General features: G+C 60.7%; 19 protein-coding genes and 1 pseudogene. 10 read left to right on the forward strand and 10 right to left on the reverse strand.

The annotated features are described in order from the left end of the window. The first annotated feature begins 199 nt into the window (after nt 1-199). The 6 genes from KI235_RS26135 to KI235_RS26160 all read left to right on the forward strand — a co-directional run bounded on the left by KI235_RS26135 (nt 200) and on the right by KI235_RS26160 (nt 9,367). Complete coding sequence (locus tag KI235_RS26135) at nt 200-4,048, forward strand: bifunctional diguanylate cyclase/phosphodiesterase (RefSeq protein ID WP_212795361.1); 3,849 nt, start codon at nt 200-202, stop codon at nt 4,046-4,048. 221 nt (nt 4,049-4,269) lie between these two features. Beyond that, the gene (gene glyA / locus KI235_RS26140) at nt 4,270-5,523 is read left to right on the forward strand and encodes a serine hydroxymethyltransferase (RefSeq protein ID WP_003205763.1); all 1,254 of its coding nucleotides are present in this window, start codon (nt 4,270-4,272) and stop codon (nt 5,521-5,523) included. Between the two features lie 202 nt (nt 5,524-5,725). Then, nucleotides 5,726-6,256, forward strand: coding sequence for a hypothetical protein (locus KI235_RS26145; RefSeq protein ID WP_027912166.1), 531 nt, complete (start codon nt 5,726-5,728; stop codon nt 6,254-6,256). A gap of 291 nt (nt 6,257-6,547) precedes the next feature. After that, a complete protein-coding gene (locus KI235_RS26150; protein WP_003205767.1) occupies nt 6,548-7,861 on the forward strand; it encodes a C4-dicarboxylate transporter DctA in 1,314 nt (437 codons plus the stop codon). Nucleotides 7,862-7,920: 59 nt separating this feature from the next. After that, nucleotides 7,921-8,625 (forward strand): FadR/GntR family transcriptional regulator, encoded by a 705-nt coding sequence (locus tag KI235_RS26155; RefSeq protein WP_039014177.1) that lies wholly within the window; start codon nt 7,921-7,923, stop codon nt 8,623-8,625. Between the two features lie 22 nt (nt 8,626-8,647). Next, the gene (locus KI235_RS26160) at nt 8,648-9,367 is read left to right on the forward strand and encodes a GntR family transcriptional regulator (RefSeq protein ID WP_038858937.1); all 720 of its coding nucleotides are present in this window, start codon (nt 8,648-8,650) and stop codon (nt 9,365-9,367) included. Here the strand turns inward: KI235_RS26160 and yjiA are convergent. The 3 genes from yjiA to KI235_RS26175 all read right to left on the reverse strand — a co-directional run bounded on the left by yjiA (nt 9,359) and on the right by KI235_RS26175 (nt 12,890). Then, on the reverse strand, nt 9,359-10,327 hold the full coding sequence (gene yjiA / locus KI235_RS26165; protein WP_013694246.1) for a GTPase: 969 nt from the start codon (nt 10,325-10,327) through the stop codon (nt 9,359-9,361). The two genes, KI235_RS26160 and yjiA, sit on opposite strands and share 9 nt — an antisense overlap. A gap of 283 nt (nt 10,328-10,610) precedes the next feature. After that, nucleotides 10,611-10,808, reverse strand: a complete 198-nt coding sequence (locus KI235_RS26170) for a YbdD/YjiX family protein (RefSeq protein ID WP_003201656.1) — start codon at nt 10,806-10,808, stop codon at nt 10,611-10,613. A gap of 15 nt (nt 10,809-10,823) precedes the next feature. Then, nucleotides 10,824-12,890, reverse strand: coding sequence for a carbon starvation CstA family protein (locus tag KI235_RS26175; protein WP_003205773.1), 2,067 nt, complete (start codon nt 12,888-12,890; stop codon nt 10,824-10,826). A gap of 157 nt (nt 12,891-13,047) precedes the next feature. On the opposite strand from KI235_RS26175, the gene KI235_RS26180 reads away from it, so the two are divergent. Continuing rightward, complete coding sequence (locus KI235_RS26180) at nt 13,048-13,404, forward strand: PilZ domain-containing protein (RefSeq protein WP_003205774.1); 357 nt, start codon at nt 13,048-13,050, stop codon at nt 13,402-13,404. 136 nt (nt 13,405-13,540) lie between these two features. On the opposite strand, the gene radA is transcribed toward KI235_RS26180, so the two are convergent. The 3 genes from radA to katB all read right to left on the reverse strand — a co-directional run bounded on the left by radA (nt 13,541) and on the right by katB (nt 17,193). Next, on the reverse strand, nt 13,541-14,908 hold the full coding sequence (radA, locus tag KI235_RS26185) for a DNA repair protein RadA (RefSeq protein WP_003185644.1): 1,368 nt from the start codon (nt 14,906-14,908) through the stop codon (nt 13,541-13,543). A 42-nt stretch (nt 14,909-14,950) separates the two neighbouring features. Further along, nucleotides 14,951-15,499, reverse strand: coding sequence for an ankyrin repeat domain-containing protein (locus KI235_RS26190; protein WP_003205776.1), 549 nt, complete (start codon nt 15,497-15,499; stop codon nt 14,951-14,953). A 152-nt stretch (nt 15,500-15,651) separates the two neighbouring features. Continuing rightward, nucleotides 15,652-17,193, reverse strand: coding sequence for a catalase KatB (katB, locus tag KI235_RS26195; protein WP_028237291.1), 1,542 nt, complete (start codon nt 17,191-17,193; stop codon nt 15,652-15,654). A 282-nt stretch (nt 17,194-17,475) separates the two neighbouring features. Here katB and mscL point away from each other — a divergent pair, with 282 nt between their 5' ends. Next, the gene (gene mscL, locus KI235_RS26200; protein WP_003205779.1) at nt 17,476-17,889 is read left to right on the forward strand and encodes a large-conductance mechanosensitive channel protein MscL; all 414 of its coding nucleotides are present in this window, start codon (nt 17,476-17,478) and stop codon (nt 17,887-17,889) included. 56 nt (nt 17,890-17,945) lie between these two features. Here mscL and KI235_RS26205 read toward each other — a convergent pair whose 3' ends face one another. Beyond that, nucleotides 17,946-18,722, reverse strand: coding sequence for a ferredoxin--NADP reductase (locus tag KI235_RS26205; RefSeq protein ID WP_003205780.1), 777 nt, complete (start codon nt 18,720-18,722; stop codon nt 17,946-17,948). 293 nt (nt 18,723-19,015) lie between these two features. On the opposite strand from KI235_RS26205, the gene KI235_RS26210 reads away from it, so the two are divergent. Together KI235_RS26210 and KI235_RS26215 are read left to right on the forward strand one after the other, a co-directional pair. Next, nucleotides 19,016-19,729 carry an autoinducer binding domain-containing protein gene (locus tag KI235_RS26210; RefSeq protein WP_003205782.1) on the forward strand — a complete coding sequence of 238 codons (714 nt, stop codon included), beginning with the start codon at nt 19,016-19,018 and terminating at the stop codon, nt 19,727-19,729. Between the two features lie 182 nt (nt 19,730-19,911). After that, the gene (locus KI235_RS26215) at nt 19,912-21,051 is read left to right on the forward strand and encodes a methyltransferase (protein ID WP_013694248.1); all 1,140 of its coding nucleotides are present in this window, start codon (nt 19,912-19,914) and stop codon (nt 21,049-21,051) included. Nucleotides 21,052-21,091: 40 nt separating this feature from the next. On the opposite strand, the gene KI235_RS26220 is transcribed toward KI235_RS26215, so the two are convergent. The 3 genes and pseudogenes from KI235_RS26220 to KI235_RS26230 all read right to left on the reverse strand — a co-directional run bounded on the left by KI235_RS26220 (nt 21,092) and on the right by KI235_RS26230 (nt 23,714). Beyond that, complete coding sequence (locus KI235_RS26220; RefSeq protein ID WP_212795362.1) at nt 21,092-21,256, reverse strand: DUF2474 domain-containing protein; 165 nt, start codon at nt 21,254-21,256, stop codon at nt 21,092-21,094. 11 nt (nt 21,257-21,267) lie between these two features. Beyond that, nucleotides 21,268-22,275, reverse strand: a complete 1,008-nt coding sequence (gene cydB, locus KI235_RS26225; RefSeq protein WP_003205787.1) for a cytochrome d ubiquinol oxidase subunit II — start codon at nt 22,273-22,275, stop codon at nt 21,268-21,270. A 3-nt stretch (nt 22,276-22,278) separates the two neighbouring features. Beyond that, a pseudogene (locus tag KI235_RS26230) lies at nt 22,279-23,714 on the reverse strand (cytochrome ubiquinol oxidase subunit I). Nucleotides 23,715-24,050 lie beyond the last annotated feature (336 nt).

The raw sequence follows: 24,050 nt of genomic DNA on the forward strand, positions 1-24,050 counted from the left end.
CAATGCCTGCGGGCGGATAGAGCCTGGGAATCTGGAGCTGGAACGCTCTTGTTTGACCGGCAAAGCTACCTCAACCGTCGGTCAAGGTCCAGCCGCCAAGGGCTGGCACTTTGCCACAAGTCAAGGCATGCTAGCCGCCCTTCGGGCGTCCGGCTTATAGTGCACGTCGCGCCAGTCCAGCAAACCGCAGGATTACAGCTTGTCCAACGTCACTCCGCCCCTGTCCCCTCGCGCACCCGCTGTCGTGCCCGGCTCGCCCCTGCGCGGGACATTGAAGGGCGGACTGGCCACGCTGGTGCTGCTGTTACTCGGCTTGCTGTTCTGGCAACTGCTCGACCAACTGCGCGAAACCCAGCAGCAACAACGCCAATACACCATCGACTACACCGCCGATCTCGCCGCGCAGGTCAGCCTGAACATGGCCCTGAACGCGCAAATCGCCCTCAACCTGCTACCGATTGTCGAACAACCCCAAACAGGCGACGAACAGCGGGCCCTGGTGCGCAAACTCCAGCAATCGCTCCCCGAATTGCGCAGCCTGGCCCTGCTGAGCCCCTCCGGCCGAGTGCTCAGTGACAGCGACGCCGACAGCCACGACGCCGATTACCTGGGTGAACTGGTGCGGCGCAGCCGGGCCCAGGCCCATTACTTCAGCAATGCCGAAGACGGCTCCGTGGTGCATCTATTGTTGCACCAGGCCAGCGGTAGCAGCCGTGGCTACTGGGCGCTGCGCCTGAACCCGAAGTTTTTCTCCACCCTGACCAAGCAGACCGATATGGGGCTGCGCCCGCTGTGGCTGGTGGAAAACCGTCTCAACCAGCAGATCATCAGCCGCGACGAAAGCCTGCCCTCGAGCAGCCCTACCCATTTGTCCCCGGATGACCTGGAGAACACCGTACTGACCGTGCCCTTGAGCAGCAGCGACTGGCAACTGCGGGGGTTGTTCGACAGGCGCCAGGTGATCGAACAACTGCTGCCGGCCTTCATCGGCAAATGCCTGCTGGGCCTGGCGTTTTCGTTGTTGCCGGTGATTGCGCTCTTGAACATACGCCGGCGTCAGCGGCAGTTGCATGAAGGTCGGCGGCGCTACCAGGATATTTTCGAAGGCACCGGCGTGGCCCTGTGCGTGCTGGATCTGTCGGGGCTCAAGGCCTTTTTTGAGCGGACCGGCCTGCACACGGGCGATCAATTGCGCGCCTGGACGAAAACTCCCCATCAACTCGAGCAATTGCGCCAGGAAGTCCACGTCACCGAAGTCAACCAGATGGCGTTGAAACTGCTCAACGTCGATTCCTGCGACCAGGCCTGGCAACTGCTGGTCGGCAAGGGTGCGCAGGACAACAACCCCGTTGGCTCGAAGCTGCTCGAAGCGCTGCTCGATCGACACAAGCAACTGGAACTGGAAATCAAACTCCAGGACGCCCATGGCCGCGACCAGCACCTGTGGCTGGTGCTGCGCCTGCCGGAAAAACAGCAAGACCATAACGCGGTCATCCTGAGCATCAGCGACATCACCAGCCGCAAGCTGATCGAGCTCTCGTTGCTCGAACGCGAGGGTTTCTGGTCCGACGTGGTGCGCACCGTGCCGGATCATCTCTATGTGCAGGACGTCATCAGCCAGCGGATGATCTTCAGCAACCACCACCTGGGCCAGACCCTGGGCTACGACCGCACCGAGCTGCACCAGATGGGCGAGTACTTCTGGGAAATCCTGCTGCACAGCGACGATGCCGATCACTACCACGGCCTGCGCCAGGCACAACGGCGGGGCGGGTACACGCAATTGTTGCAATGCCAACTGCGCTTTCGCCATCGCAATGGCAAATGGCGCTGCTTCGACATCCGCGAGCAGGCACTGGCCCGGGACCGGGACAATCAGGTGACACGAATCATCGGTGTGGCCAAGGACGTCACCGAGCAGATCGAGGCCAGCGAATCGCTGCGTGACAGCGAGCAACGCTACCGGATGCTCGCCGAAAGCATCAGCGACGTGATTTTCTCCACCGACAACAAGCTTTCGCTCAACTACGTCAGCCCGTCGGTGCAGGCGGTGCTGGGCTACACCGCCGACTGGATCTTCCAGAACGGCTGGCAATCGATCATCGCCAATCCGCAACAGCTGACCGGCATCTACAGCCTGATGGACCGGGTCAGCAAGGCCCTCGACAAGCCCGAACAACTGGCCGAGCTGCGCAACCAGATGCAGACCCAGTTGTTCCTGTTCGACTGCCTGCGTGCCGACGGGCGCAAGATTCCCATCGAGCTGCGGCTGGTACTGGTGTGGGATGAACACGGCGCGTTCGAAGGCGTGCTCGGCGTTGGTCGCGACATCAGCCAGCAGCGTCGCGCCGAAAAAGACCTGCGCATGGCCGCCACGGTCTTCGAGCACTCGACCTCGGCGATCCTGATCACCGACCCGGCCGGCTACATTGTCCAGGCCAACGAAGCCTTCAGTCGCGTCAGCGGTTATGCCGTGTCGCAAGTGCTGGACCAGTTGCCCAACATGCTGACCGTGGACGAACAGCAGGAAGCCCACTTGCGCTACGTGCTCAAGCAGTTGCAACAGCACAGCACCTGGGAAGGCGAAGTCTGGCTCAAGCGCCGCAATGGCGAACATTACCCGGCTTGGGTCGGCATCACGGCCGTGCTGGATGACGAGGGCGACCTGGCCAGCTATGTATGCTTCTTCAGCGACATCAGCGAGCGCAAGGCCAGCGAGCAGCGCATTCATCGCCTGGCCTATTACGACGCCCTGACTCACCTGCCCAACCGCACGCTGTTCCAGGATCGCCTGCACACCGCGCTGCAATCGGCCGACCGGCAGAAGACCTGGGTCGTGCTGATGTTCCTCGACCTGGACCGCTTCAAGCCGATCAACGACTCCCTGGGGCATGCCGCCGGCGACCGGATGCTCAAGGAAATGGCCACGCGCCTGCTCGGCTGCGTCGCCGACGACGACACCGTGGCGCGCATGGGCGGCGATGAATTCACCCTGCTGCTGCAACCGCGCGCCAGCCGCGAAATGGCGCTGAACCGGGCCATCAACGTAGCCGAGCAGATCCTCGCCAGCCTGGTCCGGCCATTCGTGCTCGAAGGCCGGGAGTTCTTCGTCACCGCCAGTATCGGTATCGCCCTGAGCCCCCAGGACGGCAACGAACTGAGCCAATTGATGAAGAACGCCGACACGGCCATGTATCACGCCAAGGAGCGTGGCAAGAACAACTTCCAGTTCTATCAGGCCGACATGAACGCCAGCGCCCTGGAGCGCCTGGAGCTGGAAAGCGACCTGCGCCACGCCCTGGAACAGAACGAGTTCGTGCTGTATTACCAGCCGCAGTTCAGCGGCGATGGCAAACGTTTGACTGGCGCCGAAGCCCTGCTGCGCTGGCGCCATCCGCGACGCGGGTTGGTGCCGCCGGGGGACTTCATCCCGGTACTCGAAGAGCTCGGCTTGGTGGTGGACGTCGGCGACTGGGTCATCGCCGAAGCCTGTCGGCAGCTCAGGACGTGGCACCAGGCCAAGGTCCGGGTGCCGAAGGTCTCGGTCAACATTTCCGCCCGGCAGTTCTCCGACGGCCAGTTGGGCACGCGCATCGCCAATATCCTGCGCAGCACCGGCCTGCCGCCGGCCTGCCTGGAGCTGGAACTGACGGAAAGTATCCTGATGCGCGAAGTCAGCGAGGCGATGCAGATCCTGGCCGGGCTGAAAAACCTGGGCCTGAGCATCGCCGTCGATGACTTCGGCACCGGTTATTCGTCGCTCAACTACCTCAAGCAATTCCCCATCGATGTGCTGAAGATCGACCGCACCTTCGTCGACGGCCTGCCGTCCGGCGAGCAGGATGCGCAGATCGCCCGGGCGATCATCGCCATGGCCCACAGCCTCAACCTGGCGGTGATCGCCGAGGGCGTCGAGACCCACGAGCAACTGGACTTCTTGCGCGAGCACGGCTGCGACGAAGTCCAGGGCTACCTGTTCGGCCGGCCGATGCCAGCCACCCGGTTTGAAGCGCAGTTCAGCAATGATGCGTTGTTCATGCTCGACTGAGGCCTTGTACTATCTGGGCCGGCCTCTCGCGGGCAAGCCTTGCTCCCACAGGGGAACGAGGGCTTCTGTGGGAGCAAGGCTTGCCCGCGATGAGCCAGTACAGGCAACACCCCTCTTGCGTGAAACCCATTCGTCCGCGACATGACGCCCTTTCATATGCCTTCCAAAACCGGTTGAGGTAGAATGCCCCCCTTTTCTGCCCCCGATCCTTGAGGACCGCCATGTTCAGCCGTGATTTGACTATTGCCAAGTACGACGCCGATCTCTTTGCCGCCATGGAGCAAGAAGCTCAGCGCCAGGAAGAGCACATTGAGCTGATCGCTTCGGAAAACTACACCAGCCCCGCGGTGATGGAAGCTCAAGGCTCGGTACTGACCAACAAGTACGCCGAAGGCTACCCGGGCAAGCGTTACTACGGTGGTTGCGAGTACGTCGACGTGGTCGAGCAACTGGCCATCGATCGCGCCAAGCAACTGTTCGGTGCCGACTATGCCAACGTCCAGCCGCACGCAGGCTCCCAAGCCAACTCCGCCGTGTACCTGGCGCTGCTGTCGGCCGGCGACACCATCCTGGGCATGAGCCTGGCCCACGGCGGTCACCTGACCCACGGCGCCAGCGTTTCCTCCTCCGGCAAGCTGTACAACGCCATCCAGTACGGCATCGACGGCAACGGCCTGATCGACTACGACGAAGTCGAGCGCCTGGCCCTCGAGCACAAGCCGAAAATGATCGTGGCCGGTTTCTCCGCCTACTCCCAGGTCCTCGACTTCCCGCGTTTCCGCGAGATCGCCGACAAGGTCGGTGCCTACCTGTTCGTCGACATGGCCCACGTTGCCGGCCTGGTCGCCGCTGGCGTCTACCCGAACCCGGTGCCATTCGCCGACGTGGTCACCACCACCACCCACAAGACCCTGCGTGGTCCACGTGGCGGCCTGATCCTGGCGCGCGCCAATGCCGACATCGAGAAGAAGCTGAACTCCGCCGTCTTCCCGGGCGCCCAGGGTGGCCCGCTGGAGCACGTGATCGCAGCCAAGGCGATCTGCTTCAAGGAAGCCCTGCAACCTGAGTTCAAGACTTACCAGCAACAAGTAGTGAAGAATGCCAAGGCCATGGCCGGCGTGTTCATCGAGCGCGGCTTCGACGTGGTGTCCGGCGGTACTGAAAACCACCTGTTCCTGCTGTCGCTGATCAAGCAAGAGATCTCCGGCAAAGACGCCGACGCGGCGCTGGGCAAGGCGTTCATCACCGTCAACAAGAACTCGGTGCCAAACGACCCACGCTCTCCGTTCGTCACCTCGGGCCTGCGTTTCGGCACCCCTGCCGTGACCACTCGTGGTTTCAAGGAAGCCGAGTGCAAGGAACTGGCTGGCTGGATCTGCGACATCCTGGCGGACCTGAACAACGAAGCGGTCATCGACGCCGTACGTGAGAAGGTCAAGGCTATCTGCAAGAAGCTGCCAGTCTACGGCGCTTAATCAGCCCGCTAGAACGAGTTGAATAAGGCCCGCATCGAAAGATGCGGGCCTTTTTTTATTGCCCTGGAAAACAGGGCCAAACAACTAACACCATCCAACACTTAATTTTCTGCAATACAGAAAACCTTACACGCAATTAATAAACCCATACGATCTCTCCTGCCCCCTGAACTTAATCACTCAAAACAGGACGCTTATTCACATGGACAGTGAACAATCCTTTAATGCAACACTCAGCATGTTCAACACCCGCGTAAATCTACTGGAAAGGCTGCATGGCAAACCCGCGATGGCGACCATCAGTGCATTCAGCGGTGGATTCTTCACCGGTAGACCCCAAACCCAGGATCACTCAAGCCTGCTCGGCATGCGCGTCGAAGACCAGGCTGTGCGCGGCGAGCCCTTGCGGCTGCACTTGCGGTATACCGCTGGCGGCTACCTCCTGACCCTGAAAAACACCGGTGAACACTACAACAAACTGATCAGTAAAAGCTGGCTCGAAGTGTTTGGGGCAAGTGATCCAAACACTCGCAACCCGACTCTTTTCAGCCTGGTCGATCATCAGCAAAACATCATCACACGCAAGCACATCAAATCCCGCCATGTCCCCATCTCGCTCATGACAGGCAATAAGAAACATGTCGGGGGATTAAGGGTACGCGGCTCGCCTTATCTTTATCTTGCCGAGACAGACGAACAATCAAAAGCGACGTTCATTCTGAGCGTGCTCTGAAGGTCGCCCCTGTTGGCATGTAAAGTCAGTCGAAGGGACGAAGCACGACCCTTGTGGCGGGGCGGTTATTGACCACCCGTCATTTTTTCTTTTGAGAAAACGCTCAAGCACAGGGCTTTCACCTCAACTGGTAAGACCGGTCATGCCAAACCAGCACAATCGAGCTTGCATCCCCGCAAAAACAGCGCTTAGACTGCGCCTGCACTGGACAAACCGGTAAGACCACAATAATGAAGTCCCAACGCCAGCCCTCCCCTGGCGAACAAGGACACCGAACCAGGAATCCCTCCCATGCTCAAATGGTGCTCGCGGTCGATCTTCCTTCAAGTTGTCCTCGGACTGGTGCTCGGCATCGTCTGTGGACTTACCCTTCCTGAATACTCTGCACAACTCAAACCCCTCGGCGACGGCTTCATCAAGCTGATCAAGATGCTCATCGGCCTGATCGTGTTCTGCGTGGTGGTCAGCGGTATCTCCGGCGCCGGCGATCTCAAGAAGGTCGGGCGCATTGGCCTCAAGTCGGTCATCTACTTCGAAATACTCACCTCCATCGCCCTGGTCATCGGCCTGGTCCTTGCTTTCAGCACAGGCATTGGCAGCGGCGCGAACATCCACCTGGAGCAGCTCTCCAGCGCGGACGTGAACGATATCGCCCAGCGCGGCCAGCACATGGTCACCACCACCCAGTTCCTGATGAACCTGATCCCGACCTCGGTGATTGGCGCGTTCGCGGAAAACAACATCCTGCAGGTGCTGCTGTTTGCCGTGCTGTTTGGCAGCGCGTTGAACCTTGTTGGTGACGCCGCTTCCGGCATTTCACGCCTGATCAACGAACTCAGCCACGTGATCTTCCGCATCATGGGCATGATCGTACGGCTGGCCCCGATCGGCGTCTTCGGGGCCATTGCCTTCACCACCAGCAAATATGGCCTGGATTCGCTACAGCACCTGGGCAGCCTCGTTGGCCTGTTCTACCTGACCTGCATCGCCTTTGTCGCGGTGATCCTGGGTGCGGTAATGCGCGTGTCGGGCCTGCCGATGCTGCCATTCCTCAAATACCTGCGCGAAGAGCTGCTGATCGTGCTCGGCACCGCGTCGTCCGATGCCGTGCTGCCACAGATCATGCGCAAGCTCGAACACCTGGGGATCGGCAGCTCCACCGTGGGCCTGGTCATTCCAACCGGCTACTCGTTCAACCTGGATGGTTTCTCGATCTACCTGACCCTGGCCATTGTCTTCATCGCCAACGCGACCGGCACGCCCCTGGCCATGAGCGATCTGTTGACCATCCTGCTGGTCTCGCTGATCACCTCCAAGGGCGCCCATGGGATTCCCGGCTCGGCGCTGGTGATCCTGGCAGCGACGCTAACCGCGATCCCGGCGATCCCGGTGGTCGGCCTGGTGCTGGTGTTGGCCGTGGACTGGTTCATGGGCATCGGTCGCGCCCTGACCAACCTGATTGGCAACTGCGTGGCCACCGTGGCGATTGCCCGCTGGGAAAAAGACATCGACATCCCTCGGGCGCGCAAGGTGCTGTCCGGCCAACAAGGCTATACCTTCCAACCCAGGAAACCGGTGGGCAGTGCCCATCACCAGCAATTCTGAAAGACGGCGATGCCGGCCCGCGAACCGGCATCGCCTGATCGATTTCCAAGGAGTCACATGTGATCAGTTCATCGACCGTCGTCAATTCCGTGGTGGAGAAACTCCGCGCCGCCCTCGCCCGAGGCCAATGGCGCTCGGGCGACATGCTGCCCGGCCAGCGCGAGCTGGCCGAGCAACTGGGCATCAGCCGGCCAAGCCTGCGTGAAGCGGTGATTGTGCTGGAAACCCTGGGCCTGGTGCGCTCGATGCCCGGCAAAGGCGTCGTGGTGCTGGAGGCCAATCTCAACGATGCTGCCGGTGAAGGCAGCGCCATGGCCGGCGCGAGCCTGGAAGACCTGCTGCAGCTGCGCTACACCCTGGAGCCGTTCATCGTCGGCCTTGTGGCCCAGTCCATCAGCAGCAAGGAGGTCGGCCAGTTGCGCCTGACCCTCATGGACATGCGCGAAGCCCTGGAAGCCAACGACAGCGACGCCTGCGCCAACGCCTACATCGCCTTCCATGAAGAATTGTTTGCCCTGACATCCAACCCGATCTTCCAGAACGTGGTCCAGCAGACCAGTAACGCCCTCAAGCAGAGCGCCGATATGTTGCGCAATTCGCCCGAGCACCTGGCTGAACGCCTGGAAGAAAACGAAGCCGTGGTCCGTGCCATCCGGGGCAAGAACAGCGCCCAGGCCAGCGCCGAAATGCGCCGGCACATTCTCCGGGAAGGCCAGCGCATGGGCATCGAATTGAACATTCCGGACGACAACCTCGGCACCTGAGCCATTGCCTGTGGAGACCGCCATGAACAACCTCATGCCCCATCAACCCCAGCACAACCACAACGTGCTGGCCGCCCTGCCCCCGCCCGGCCGGGTCGGCAAACCGTCGGTGGACGATATCTACCCGCGGATCTTCGACGCCATCCTCGAACAACGCATTGCCCCGGCCAGCCGCTTCACCGAGGAAAGCCTGGGGGATGTGTTTGGTGTCAGCCGCAGTGTCATTCGCCGCGTTCTGGCGCGCCTGTCTCATCAGCAAGTGGTGATCCTGCGGCCCAACCACCGGCCACAAGTCGCTGCGCCAGACCTGGAGCAGACCCGGCAGATCCTCCACGCTCGCCGCCTGGCTGAGCAGACCCTGGTGCGCCTGGCCTGCAGGGCGCCGCAGCCCAAGGACTTGCAACAGCTGCGCGATCTGGTGGAACGCGAGCGCCAGTGCCTGGATCGTGGTGAACGTGGCCCGGCGATCCGCCTGTCCGGCGAGTTTCATCTGCAACTGGCCGCCATGGCCGGCAACGCGCCGTTGATGCAATTTCTCGGCAGCCTGGTGCCGTTGACCTCGTTGGCCCTGGCGCGACACGAGATCAAGTCCCGCCGGCACTGCGCCTGGCAGGAACACCTGGCAATCGTCGACGCAGTGGAAGGCCGCAACGTCAACGAAGCGGTGCGGCTGATGGACGAGCACCTGGACCATCTGGAGCAGAAACTGCTGCTGGCCGCAGGTACGGGTTCGTCAAAGTAGCGCGGCTTCGAAACCGGCGCGGATCTTCTCTTCCGGCAGTTCGTCGGCGATGAACACGATCACGCTTTCCCGGGCTTCGCCGGGGGCCCATTCGGTGTCCCAATCGAAACCGTACAACTTGAGCACGCCCTGGAACACCAACCGACGGGGTTCGCCCGCGATGTTCAGCACGCCCTTGTAGCGCAGCAATTGCTTGCCGTGTTCTTCCAGCAACTGGTTCATGAACTCGCTGAGCTTGTCGATATCCAGCGCCTTGTCGGTACGCAGCACCAGGCTGCTGATGCGATCGCCCGGGGTGGCCTTGCCGACCGGTCGCAGGCTGAACCCCGCGCCCAGGTCCGCATTGAGATTGAAGCCGCGGATGTCGAGCAGCTCGGCCAGGTCGATCTTGCCGTGCTCGACCACCCTGATGGGTGCCCGTCGGTTGATGCGCGTCAGGCGCTCGCCAAGGGCCTGGACCTGGGCCGCGTCCACCAGATCGGTCTTGCTCAAGAGCAGGCGGTCGGCAAACCCGACCTGGGCCTGGGCGATGGCCTGGGTCAGGTGGACATCGGCATGAGCGGCGTCCACCAGCGTAAGAATGCCGTCGAGGATATAGCGCTCGCGCAGGTCCTCGTCGATGAAGAACGTTTGCGCCACCGGGGCCGGGTCGGCCAGGCCGGTGCATTCGATGACCAGGCGATCGAAGGCGATCTCGCCGCTGTCCAGCCGCTCGAGCAACAGGTACAGGGCCTTGGTCAGGTCGGTGTGGATGGTGCAGCACACGCAACCGTTGGCCAGGGTCATGACTTGCACCGGCTCGTCGCCCAGCAGTTGGGTATCGATGCCGGCATCGCTGAATTCGTTCTCGATCACGGCGATTTTCAGGCCGTGCTCGGCCTTGAGCAGATGGCGCAACAGCGTGGTCTTGCCGGCGCCGAGGAAGCCGCTGAGGATGGTGACCGGGATGGGAGAGGACAAACTGAATCTCCTTGATGCCTGAAAGGGAAGCGGTTTTGTGGGAGCGAGCCTGCTCGCGAAGGCGATGGATCAGTCGACATTATCATTAACTGACACTCCGCTATCGCGAGCAAGCTCGCTCCCACAGGGGATCTGTGGTGTATGCACATCTTGAGACCACCCCAAAAACAACTGTGGGAGCGAGCTTGCTCGCGAAGGCGGAGTGTCAGTCAACATCAATGCTGCTGATCCACCGCCTTCGCGAGCAAGCCCGCTCCCACATGGGGTTCGAGGCTACCTCAACTCAACAGCACTTGGGCCCACCCTTGCCGCCGTAACGGGCCTCCTGGCGTTCGCGAAAGAACGCCTCGTAGTCCATCAACGGTTTGTCCGGGTGCTTGGTTTGCATGTGCTCGACGTAGTTGTCGTAGTCGGGCATTCCGACCATCAGGCGGGCGGCCTGACCGAGGTATTTACCCAGGCGACTCAAGTCATTGAACATCGTTGCAATCCCCTATCAAGCGTCCGGCAAGGCCTGGAATGGCGCTTCCTTGTCCGTGCGTTCCTTGGTGCCCCAGGCGGCGATACCGACCTTGAGCGCGTAGAACAGGATGCTGAAGACCACGAACAGGAACAAGGCCGTCAGCGTCGCATTGGTGTAGGCGTTGAACACCACGTGCTGCATCTGCTCGATGCTCTTGGCCGGGGCCAGGACCTGGCCGGCGGCCAGGGCATCGTTGTATTTGCGCGCCAGGGCCAAAAAGCCGATCGCCGGGTTGGCGTCGAACAGCTTGATCAGACCCGCAGTGGTGGTGCAGATCAGCAGCCAGACCGCCGGCAGCATGGTCACCCAGACGTAGCGCTGGCGCTTCATCTTGATCAGGACCACGGTGGCGAGCATCAGGGCGATACCGGCCAGCATCTGGTTGGAGATGCCGAACAGCGGCCACAAGGTGTTGATGCCGCCCAGCGGATCGATCACGCCCTGGTACAGCAGGTAACCCCACATCGCTACGCAACCGGCGGTGGCGATCAGGTTGGCCGGCCAGGATTCGGTGCGCTTGAGCGAAGGCACGAACGAACCCAGCAAGTCCTGCAGCATGAACCGCCCGGCACGGGTGCCGGCGTCCACCGCGGTGAGGATGAACAGCGCTTCGAACAGGATCGCGAAGTGGTACCAGAACGCCATGGTGTTCTCACCCGGCAGCACCGAGTGCAGGATCTGCGCGATACCGACCGCCAGGGTCGGCGCACCGCCGGCACGGGCCAGCACAGTGGTCTCGCCGATGTCCTTGGCCACCGCTTGCAGCGCCTCGGGGGTGATTGCAAAACCCCAGCTGCTGACGGTCTGGGCCACGGCCACCACGTCACCGCCGACGATCGCCGCCGGGCTGTTCATGGCGAAGTACACGCCCGGCTCGATGACCGAAGCCGCGACCATGGCCATGATCGCCACGAAGGACTCCATCAGCATGCCGCCGTAACCGATGTAGCGGGCGTTGGTTTCGTTATCCAAGAGCTTGGGCGTGGTGCCCGAGGAGATCAGCGCGTGGAAGCCCGAGACCGCGCCGCAGGCGATGGTGATGAACAGGAACGGGAACAGGCCGCCCTTCCATACCGGCCCGGTGCCGTCGGTGAACTGGGTCAGCGCCGGCATTTTCAGCTCGGGCATGGTGACCAGGATGCCGATCGCCAGGGCAACGATGGTGCCGATCTTGAGGAAGGTCGACAGGTAGTCCCGCGGCGCCAGGATCAGCCACACCGGCAGCACCGCCGCGACAAAACCGTAGCCGATCAGCATCCAGGTAATCTGGATCCCGGTGAAGGAAAAGGCCTTGGCCCAGACCGGATCGGCAGCGATCTGCCCGCCCAGCCAGATCGAGCCCAGCAGCAACAGCACGCCGATGAGCGAGATTTCACCGATGCGGCCCGGGCGGATGTAGCGCATGTAGATGCCCATGAACATCGCGATCGGGATGGTCGCCATCACCGTGAAGATGCCCCACGGACTCTCGGCCAGGGCCTTGACCACGATCAGCGCCAGCACCGCGAGGATGATGATCATGATCAGGAAGCAGCCGAACAGCGCGATGGTGCCGGGGATGCGGCCCATTTCCTCACGGACCATGTCACCCAGGGAACGCCCGTTGCGGCGGGTGGACAGGAACAGGACCATGAAGTCCTGCACCGCACCGGCCAACACCACGCCGGCGATCAGCCAGAGCGTACCGGGCAGGTAGCCCATCTGCGCCGCCAGCACCGGCCCGACCAGCGGCCCCGCGCCGGCAATGGCCGCGAAGTGGTGGCCGAAAAGAATGTGTTTGTTGGTCGGGACGTAGTCCAGGCCATCGTTGTTGAGCACGGCGGGAGTAGCCCGGCGCGCATCGAGTTGCATCACGTTGTTGGCGATGAAGAGGCTGTAGTAGCGGTAGGCGACCAGGTAGATGGCCACGGCTGCGACGACGATCCATAAGGCGTTGATCGCCTCGCCTCGACGCAATGCCACGACGCCCAGGGCGCACGCTCCCACGACGGCCAGCAGTAGCCAGGGTAGATGGCGCAGCAGGCTATTATTGTTTTTCATTTTTATATTCCAGCCAGGGTGACAAGAAAGACAGCCACTGGAGTTTAGCGCTAACCCGGGCAAAGGCCATACTCGACGTTCGTTTGTCAGCAGCCGAACGGTGACGATGCCCCGTCAGTTGGGTCTATAGTCAGTGAATCTCCAGAGGGAATGCGTAATGAGCGAACGTCGCCGCTTCGTACGAGTTGACTTCAATGCCAGGACCGAGCTGAGCCAGGGCCCGTTCATCTGGCCGGTAGAGTTGCTGGATCTGTCCCTCAAGGGGTTGCTGATCAAGAAACCCGAACCCTGGCTTGGCGATATCGAGCGCCCCTTCATGGCCGATATTCATTTGAGCCCTGATGCCGAGATCAAAATGGAAGTTCGTTTGGCCCATGATGACCATGGTCACCTGGGCTTCGCCTGCGAGCACATTGACCTGGACTCCATCGCACACCTACGCCGGCTGGTCGAGCTGAACGTGGGCGACCATGACGAGTTGGAGCGGGAGTTGGCGGCGTTGATCCAGATCTGAGCTACCCCCTTGGCGAGGGAATCCATGTGGGAGCAAGGCTTGCCCGCGATGGCTGCGATGCGGTCCTTCAAAATCGAGTCGCCTGCATCGCGAGCAAGCTTTGCTCCCACATACAGTCCTTGCGCAATTGCCAGGGTTATTCGAACAACGCATCCAACGCCTGTTCCAGGCGTGTCACGGCAATGATCTGCAACCCCGGCGGGGCTTCCTTCGGCGCGTTGCCCTTGGGCACGATGGCGCGTTTGAAGCCGTGCTTGGCCGCCTCCTTGAGCCGCTCCTGGCCACTGGGCACCGGCCGCACTTCGCCCGACAGCCCGACTTCGCCGAACACCAACAGGTCGTGGGGCAGCGGCCGGTTGCGCAGGCTGGACATGACCGCCGCCATCAACGCCAGGTCGGACGCGGTTTCCAGCACCTTGACCCCACCCACGACATTGAGGAACACGTCCTGGTCGTGAGTCGGAATCCCGCCGTGTCGATGCAACACCGCCAACAACATGGCCAACCGATTCTGATCCAGGCCCAGGGTGACCCGGCGCGGGTTCGCCAGGTGGCTGTCGTCCACCAGCGCTTGCACTTCGACCAGCATCGGCCGGGTGCCTTCCCACGTTGCCATGACCACGCTACCGGGGACTTCTTCCTGGGCACGCGTCAGAAAGATCGCCGAAGGGTTTGAGACTTCTTTCAGACCTCTATCGGTCATGCCGAACACACCCAGTTCGTTGACAGCGCCAAAGCGGTTCTTCACCGCCCGCAGCAAACGCAGGCGCCCATCGGATTCGCCTTCGAAATACAACACGGTATCGACCATGTGCTCCAACACCCGCGGCCCCGCCAGTGCGCCTTCCTTGGTGACGTGGCCCACCAGGAAAATCGCCGTGCCGCTCTGCTTGGCGTAGCGCACCAGCAACGCCGCGCTTTCGCGCACCTGGGACACGCCGCCCGGGGCCGATTGCAGTTGTTCGGTGAAAATCGTCTGGATCGAGTCGATCACCATCACCTTGGGTTTTTCCAGGCGCGCCGTGGCGATGATGGTCTCGATGCAGGTTTCGGTCATGACCCGCAACTGGTCCTGGGGCAAGCCCAGGCGCCGGGCGCGCATGGCGACCTGCTGCTGGGATTCTTCGCCAGTGACGTACAGCGCCGGCATGCGGGTGGCGAGGTTGCACAAGGTTTGCAACAAGATGGTGGATTTGCCGATGCCCGGATCGCCGCCGATCAGCACCACCGAACCGTCCACCAGGCCGCCGCCCAGCACGCGGTCCAGTTCACCGGATGCGGTGGAGAAACGCGGGATTTCTTCGACACTGACTTCGGCCAGGGTCTTGATCTGCGCCTGCTGACCGGCCCAGCCCGTGCGACCGGTGGGTGCCGCCGCGCCGCCGCTTTCCACCATGGTTTCAGTCAGGGTGTTCCAGGCCCCGCATTCGCTGCACTGGCCGGCCCATTTGGGAAAGGTCGAGCCGCACTCGGTGCAGCCGTACATGCGCTTTGCCTTGGCCATCTGAACTCCGGATAAAAACCGCGATGATAGCCCACGCGGAGGTCAACGCGGGGCCGGCATTCTGATTTCACCCCTCGCCAGATCCACCGCAGTGTTGCCCAACGGGTCCTGGGCCTGCAGATCGGCGCCCTTGGCCTTCAAGGCATCGAGCAATTCATCCCGTTTGAACAGGCCGGCATACATCGCCGCGGTCTGCCCGGCGCCGTTGCGTTGGTCCGGGCTGCAATCGGTGGACAGCAAACGACGGGCGATCTGCACTTCGCCCTTGAAAATGGCGCCCATCAGCGCCGTGTTACCGCGTTTGTCCTGGGCACAGGCATCGGCGCCAGCGGCCAGCAGCCGCTCCACCGCCGGGCCGTGGCCGTGATAAGCCGCCAAAATCAGTGCGGTGTAGCCCTTTTCATCCTGGGTATTGAGCGAGTAACCGGCCTCGATAAAAGTCTCGAGCATCGGCACATCGCCGCGGCGAGCGGCGTCGAAGTAGTAGTTTTGCAACTGTTCTTGTACGGCGGCCGGTTCGGTGGGTATTGGCTGATCGGCCAGTACGCCCAGTGACCAGGTCGCAAGCATCAATAAAAGAAATCTGCGCATCATGACGTCTCCTCTGGCAGATGACTGTGGGGGCATGGTTGTGGGAGCACGGCTTGCCCGCGATGCAGACGACTCAGTCTGGTTTCAGACCCCAGCGCCTGTATCGCGAGCAAGCTTTGCTCCCACAGGTCATACACCTGCCTGGCTGTGGATCAGTCAGTCAGTTTTTCCGCCAGGGCCTTGACCCGGGCCAAGTCACCTTTGGCGACACGGGCCACGCCAGTACCGTACTCAGGGTCAGCCTTGTAGAGGAACGACAGGATGATGTGCTTGCTCTCGTCATCGGTGGTCGCCAAAGAGCCGCCGAAGCTGTCGATCAGGTCATCACGCTCTTTCTTGCTGAACGAACGATACAAATCACCGGCCTGCTTGAAGTTCTGCTCGCGCTGGATCTTCGCCTGCTGGGTGCTGCCGCTCAGCGCGGTCTGGCTGTAGCGTGCCGCTTGCGGTTCTTCACGCGGCGTCAGGCGACTCGGCTGATAGTTCACGCCGGTGCTGGTGCTGCCTGGATTCATCGCACCGTCCTGGTTACCGTTGTTCACCGCCACCTTGGGGGCGTTGATCGGCAGTTGCAGGGCATTGGCACCCAGGCGGTACATCTGCGTGTCAGCGTAGGAAAATACTCGCCCCTGAAGCAAACGATCCTCGGAAGGTTCGATACCCGGTACAAGATTGGCCGGTGCCATGGCGACCTGCTCGGTTTCCTGGAAAACATTCGCCGGATTGCGGTTCAAGACCATTTGCCCGACTTTTCGCTCAGGCACACCCGGCCAGATCTTGGTCGCGTCCAGTGGGTCGAAGTCAAACTTGGCAAGGTCCTGTGGATTCAGCACCTGGATGTACAAGTCCCATTTCGGGAAGTCGCCCTTATTAATATGATTCACCAGATCATTTGTCATATGGCTGTAATCTTGGCCTTGAACTTTCACAACTTCTTTCGGATCGAGATTTTTCAGCCCCTGCAAACTTTTCCAATGAAACTTCACGTAATGAACTTCACCCTTGGCGTTAACCAGTTTGTAGGCATGTACACCGTTACCGTCCATCTCACGGTAACTGGCCGGTGTCCCGGAGTTGGAATACAACTCGGTCAGGGTGCGGGTCGATTCTGGAACATGGGAGAAGAAATCGAAGCGGCGTGAATCATCGTCCAGGTTGGTCCGCGGGTCGGGTTTGAAGGCGTGGACCATGTCCGGAAACTTGATGGCATCGCGGATGAAGAAGGTCGGGAAGTTGTTACCCACCAAGTCCCAATTACCGTCGGCGGTGTAGAACTTCGTGGCGAAACCACGGGGGTCGCGCAGGGTTTCCGGCGAATGATTGCCGTGCACCACGGCAGAAAAACGCACGAACACTGGTGTGACCTGGCCTGCGGCAAAGACTTTGGCCTTGGTCAGGTCGCTGAGATCGTCGGAAACCGTGAAGGTGCCGTGGGCGCCGGTCCCACGTGCATGCACCACGCGCTCGGGGATGCGTTCACGGTCAAAGCGCTGGAGCTTCTGGATCAACTGCACGTCTTGCAACAAGGTCGGGCCATTGGGGCCTGCCGTTTGCGAGTTCTGGTTGTCGCCGACAGCCGCACCATTGTCCCGGGTCAGGGTGGCCGCGTTGACAGACAAGGACAAAAGGCTCGCGGTCAGCACAAAAAAAGCGCGGCGATGGGAATAAGCCCCGTGGCCAAGGGAAGTGTTCATAGGCGTGTTCCTCTGATGTTATAGAGCGCATCCATGTGCGCCATCCAGAGGCTAGTGCTCGAAAAAGGAAAACCTAAATAGAAATGCCGTACCGCATCGATAGAAAAAACGTTGTGGGGCGCCAGGCCGAAACCGCGTATCACGCGCGATTGATGGCACTTTGAAAACTTTTCACCCAAGGCCAGGTCGATAACTGAAGCTTTGTAAGCAGGCGTTTCGAGCAGGACTCGTTGGGCTGATTTACACTGCCACTCATCTTTCATTTGTTACAAGGAATAGCTCATGGGCGTGCTAAGCGAGTTCAAGGCCTTCGCGGTCAAAGGCAATGTCGTCGACATGGCCGTCGGGATCATCATCGGTGCCGCTTTCGGCAAAATCGTTTCGTCATTCGTTGGCGACGTGGTCATGCCTCCCATCGGCCTGCTGATTGGTGGAGTGGACTTCAGTGACCTGGCCATCACCCTCAAGGCCGCCCAGGGTGATGCGCCTGCCGTGGTACTGGCCTACGGTAAATTCATCCAGAGCACCATCGACTTCATCATCGTGGCGTTCGCCATTTTCATGGGCGTCAAGGCGATCAACCGCCTCAAGCGCGAAGAAGCCGTAGCCCCCAGCGCGCCTCCTGTTCCGACCAAGGAAGAACTGCTGCTGAGTGAGATTCGCGATCTACTCAAGGCCCAGAACGAGCGGCCCTGAGGCAGTCAGTCACTGACGCCTCTTGTGGCGAGGGGATTCATCCCCTCGCCACAGTCCTACCAGTAGTTTTCCACCGCCACCTGCCCCGGCCGACGGGTCAGGCTCAGTTGCAGCCCCCTGGCCTTGAGCAGCTTGCGCGTGTCATCGATCATTTGCGGATTGCCGCACAGCATCACTCGCGAATGCTCCGGCGTCAGCGCTACGCCGGCCGCCCGCTCCAGCTCGCCATTTTCGATCAGCGTGGTGATCCGCCCACTGAGCGCCCCCGGATGCTGCTCACGGGTGACGGTCGCAATGAAATGAAACTTATGAGCGTACTCGGCCAGGTAGTCGCGCTGGGGCAGCTCCTTGATCAGCGCCTGATACGCCAGCTCCTGCGCCTCGCGCACGCTGTACACCAGGATGATCCGCTCGAATTTTTCCCAGGCCTCAAAATCCTGGAGGATAGAAAGAAACGGCGCCACCCCCGTCCCGGTGGACAACAGCCACAAATCCCGACCATCGACAAAGCGATCCAGCGTCAGATAGCCGAAAGCCTGGCGATCCACCAACAGTTCGTCACCCGGTCGCAGGCGGCTAAGCTCACTGGTGAACTCGCCATCGGGAACCACGATGGAAAAGAACTCGAGGAACTCGTCGAACGGCGAAGACACCATGGAGTACGCCCGCCAGACGGCGGTCCCGTCCGCCTTGACGACCCCCAGCCGGGCAAACTGACCCGCCCGAAAACGAAAACCGCGATCCCGGGTCGTGCGCAAAGTAAACAAATGAGGCGTCAACGGCTGGACATCGAGCAGGGTTTGGCGGCTGAACTTCTCTGCGCTGTCGGTCATGAGCCACTCCAATGGGACGAGACTTGCAGTGTCCCGCAAAGCGAGCGTCTTCACCACCGATGACGAGTAATGGCACTTTAGCCACAAACAACGTCTGACCAACAAAATCTTTTACCTAACTTATACAAACCTCACAGAACTGTAAAAATAGTTAACTAAAAAGTTTAGTTCCTTAAACATCTCAGAATGTAAGCAAACTAAAAAAAACTCACTACAAATTAAGAATAGTCCTACACTCAAATTCCGCATCATGGATTGGATCCGCATGAACGAATCAAACCCAGGAGAGAGCGATGGACAAGTGGAAAGACTTGTTATTGAGGAAGCTATCCTGCGAAAAGGACCTGCAAACGGCCTATCGTCTGGTCCTGAATTTCTTTAATAATCAGGGATTTGAATATTGCGCATTTGCAGCCTATCTAGGAAGCCCCGACAAACACACCAGCAAGGTGAACCTGAACAACTACCCTTATGGATGGGACAGACTTTATGAACAAAATGGCTATGCGTCGAACGATCCATTAGTAGCACATTGCAATCAATCATCACTCCCCATCTTGTGGGACGAGACTGTCTTTGCTCATGCCCCCAAGTTATGGCGAGAACTTAATCGACAAGGACTCAAGTATGGCTGGACCCAGTCCGTTCATGATGAACAGGGCGCACATTGCAGCCTGTTCAGCCTCGCACGGAGCCACTGTCCCATCGATATCGAGGAGCACTATGCAAATCTCGGCTATGCCATCTTCGCCAGTCAAAGGCTGCATGCACTCGCCAGCAAAAAATTGTCTGACGCCCTCGCAATCCAGCCCAAATGCCACCTGTCACCCAGAGAGATCGAAGTGTTGAGGTGGTCTGCCGAAGGCAAGACGGCGTCGGAAGTGGGCAGGATTCTCTGTCTTTCCGAACGGACCGTGAATTTCCATGTGTGCAGTTGCATGCGAAAACTGAACGTCAGCAATAAAATTTCAGCGGTGGCAAAAGCCGCCCAGATCCATGTGATCTGAACAGTGGAGTGACAGCGCCGGGCTGAAAAACCCGCGAGTAATGTGCAACAAAAAAACGTACCATTTACGGTTCCACTTGGATGATGCCGCTTCTTGCACGCGACGCAGTTCATTCAGGCGGTCCCGCACAGACACCTATCTCCAGGCAGCGGGACATTCGTTGATCTCCAGAGTCCCCAGCCATGCCCCTGCTCGACAGCCCCTTCGCCCAACTCGACCTGATCCGCCAACCCGAACAGCAGAACGAACCGCTGCAAGCCTTCGATGCGGCCGATGAATACCTGCTCGCGTACCTGGCCGAACAACAGCCGAGCGCGCAGACTCGGGTCCTGGTGCTCAATGACAGCTTCGGCGCCCTGGCCGCCAGCCTGGCGGGCAACGTCCTGGTGACCAGCAGCGGTGACTCCTTCCTGGCATTGCAGGCGCTGGAGAAAAACCTGGTGCGCAACGGCCGCTCCTTCGATGCGGTGCCGACGCTACCTGCCAGCGAGCCGCTGACCGGCCCGTTCGATCGCGTCCTGGTCAAAGTACCGAAAACCCTGGCCTTGCTGGAGGAACAGCTGATTCGCCTGCAAGGCCAACTAGCGCCAGGCGCCCAAGTGATTGCCGGGGCCATGATCAAGCACCTGCCCCGGGCCGCTGGCGATTTGCTGGAGCGGTATATCGGCCCGGTGCAGGCCTCCCTGGCGGTGAAAAAAGCACGGCTGTTGATTGCCACGCCACAACCTGGCTCTTCACAAGGCAGTGCGCCGATCGTATCGCCCTACCCCACGCGTTACTGGCTGGACGAGCCGAAGATCGAGCTGCTCAACCACGCCAATGTGTTCTGCCGCGAAGGCCTGGACATCGGCACCCGCGCGTTCCTGCCACATCTGCCGAAAAACCTCGGGACGGCACGGGTCGCGGACCTGGGGTGCGGCAACGGCGTGCTGGCCATCGCCAGTGCCCTGCAAAACCCCGAGGCCCACTACACCCTGGTGGACGAGTCGTATATGGCCGTGCAATCGGCCGCCGAGAATTGGCGTGCGGCCCTGGGCGAACGCGAAGTGACCCTGCGGGCCGGAGATGGCCTGGCCGGACAAGAGGCGCAGTCACTGGACGTGGTGCTGTGCAATCCGCCCTTCCACCAGCAGCAAGTGGTGGGCGATTTCCTCGCCTGGCGGATGTTCCAGCAGGCTCGCGAAGCGCTGGTGGTGGGCGGCGCGCTGTACATCGTCGGCAACCGGCACCTGGGTTACCACAGCAAATTGGCGCGGTTGTTCCGCGGTGTCGAGCAAGTGGCCGCCACGCCGAAATTCGTGATCCTCAAAGCCCGCAAATAAATCGTCCCCTGTGGGAGCAAAGCTTGCCCCCACAGAGAAATCAGTGGGTGGTCAGCCCTGCGGCATTCATGAACATCCGCATCAGGCTGGCAACAATGAACAGCGCCAGCACACTGCCGGCCCAGATCAGCGCCAGCCAGCCGAGCCGCTGCCGGAGTGGCTTGCGTTCGGCGGCCTCGATGTCTTTCAAGTCAGGTTTGGCCATGCTCGACGCCCTCAATGGTAGCCGTCGTCATGGGTCACCTTGCCGCGGAACACGTAGTAGCTCCAGAAGGTGTACACCAGGATCAACGGAATGATGAACAGCGTGCCGACCAACATGAAGCCCTGGCTCTGGGGCGGTGACGAGGCGTCCCAGATCGAGATGGACGGCGGCACGATGTTCGGCCACAGGCTGATGCCCAAGCCGCTGTAGCCGAGGAAGATCAGCACCAGAGTCAGGATGAAGGGCGTGTAGTTGGCGTTGCGCGCCACGGCGCGGAACAATCCGTACATGGTCACCAGCACCAGGATCGGCACCGGCAGAAACCAGAACAGGTTCGGCAAGGTGAACCAGCGGGCCGCGATGTCCGCATGGGCCAGCGGTGTCCAGATGCTGACAATGCCGATCACCGCCAGCACCACGAACGCCAGCGGCCGGGCCAGGTCATGCATCTGCTCTTGCAGCTTGCCCTCGGTCTTCATGATCAACCAGGTGCAGCCGAGCAACGCGTAGGCCGCGATCAACGCCAGGCCACAGAACATCGTGAATGGCGTGAACCAGTCCAGGGAGCCACCGGCGAACTGGCGATTGACCACCTCGAAGCCGTCGATGAACGCCCCCAGCGCCACACCCTGGAAGAAGGTGGCCGTCAGCGAACCGCCAATGAATGCCTTGTCCCAGAGGTGGCGCTTCTCAGCCTTGGCCTTGAAGCGGAACTCGAAGGCCACGCCGCGGAAGATCAAGCCGATGAGCATCAGGATCAATGGCAGGTACAGCGCCGAAAGCACCACCGAATAAGCCAGCGGAAACGCCCCGAACAGCCCGGCACCGCCCAGCACCAGCCAGGTTTCGTTACCGTCCCAGACCGGTGCCACGGTGTTCATCATCACGTCGCGGTCGCGCTCGCCCTTGACGAAGGGGAAGAGAATGCCGATCCCCAGGTCGAAGCCGTCCATGACCACGTACATCATGATGCCGAAGATGATGACCACGGCCCAGATCAGCGGAAGATCAATACCCATGATTCAATTCCCCTTGTTCGAGCGTTCGTTATGGTCCATGTCGTCGCCGTCATCGGCGGCCGACAATGGCCGGGCCGGCGTACGTTTCTGGCCCGGGCCACCATCGCTCGGCTCGGCTTCGTGGGCCTCCGGCCCCTTGCGCACCAGACGCATCATGTAGCTCAGGCCGGCGCCGAACAGCGCGAAATACACCACGACGAACAACACCAGGGTGATGCTCATCTGGGCGAAGCTGTGGCCGGACGACGCATCGGCCGTGCGCATCAAGCCATAGACCACCCACGGCTGGCGGCCGATCTCCGTGGTAAACCAGCCGGCCAGGATCGCGACCAGGCCGGACGGCCCCATCCACAGCACCATGTAGAGGAACGGCCGGGACTGATAGATCCGATCGTTACGGCGCAGCCACAGGCTGCACAGGCCGGTGAAAATCATCAGCAACCCAAGGCCGACCATGACCCGGAACGACCAGAACACGATGGTCGAGTTCGGTCGGTCCTCCGGCGGGAACTCCTTGAGGGCCGGCACCTGCTTGTCCAGGCTGTGGGTCAGGATCAGGCTGCCCAGGTAAGGAATTTCCACGGCGTATTTGGTCTTTTCCGCCTTCATGTCTGGCAGACCGAACAGGATCAGCGGGGTCGGTTCATTGCCGACGTTTTCCCAGTGGCCTTCGATGGCGGCGATTTTCGCCGGTTGATGCTTGAGGGTGTTCAGGCCATGGAAGTCGCCGATGACCGCTTGTATCGGCGCTACCAGCAAGGCCATCCACATCGCCATCGACAGCATCCGGCGGATGGCCGGGTTATCGCGGCCGCGCAGCAAATGCCAGGCCGCCGACGAGCCGACGAAGAACGCCGTGGCGACAAACGCTGCGGTGGACATGTGCAGCAATCGATAAGGGAACGAGGGGTTGAACACCACCGCCAGCCAGTCCACCGGGATCACCCGGCCGTCGATGATTTCGTAACCTTGGGGGTTTGCATCCAGCTGTTGGAGGACAGGATCCAGAAGGTCGAGATCAGGGTGCCGATCGCCACCATGACCGTGGAAAAGAAATGCAGGCCGCGGCCAACGCGATTCCAGCCGAACAGCATCACGCCCAGGAAACCCGCCTCGAGGAAAAACGCCGTGAGTACCTCGTAGGTCAGCAACGGCCCGGTCACCGCACCGGCGAAGTCCGAGAAACGGCTCCAGTTGGTCCCGAACTGATAGGCCATGACCAACCCGGACACCACCCCCATGCCGAAGTTGACGGCAAAGATCTTCGACCAGAAGTGGTACAGGTCGCGGTAGGTGTCATCGCGGGTCTTGAGCCACAAGCCTTCGAGTACCGCCAGGTAACTCGCCAGGCCAATGGTGATGGCCGGGAACAGGATGTGGAACGAGATGGTGAACGCGAACTGGATTCGGGCGAGATCAAGCGCCTCCAAACCGAACATAAGTCTTCCTCTGTCAGGTAAAACCGGCTGCGGGCGGGGCCTGCATCACAATCCCCAGGGATATGGAGTGCAATGCTTTTCGAATCGTTCTTTTTATAACCGTCACAACGCAGGACTCTGGCCGGATGGCCGCCAGCCCAACACCCCGAAAGGTATTGATCTGGATCAAGCAATGATCAAAGAGTAGCCGCATTCTCGTCGATGAACGGCGTGGTCGTTTGTCGCGTGACAGGTTGTCTCAGTGCTGACTGAGGCGAGGGGATATGTGGGAGCAAGGCTTGCCCGCGATGAAGGCGATGCGGTCTTTCAGAAATCGAGTCGCGTCCATCGCGGGCA

Source organism: Pseudomonas sp. St386 (assembly GCF_018325865.1).
In the GTDB taxonomy this organism is placed as follows: domain Bacteria; phylum Pseudomonadota; class Gammaproteobacteria; order Pseudomonadales; family Pseudomonadaceae; genus Aquipseudomonas; species Aquipseudomonas brassicacearum.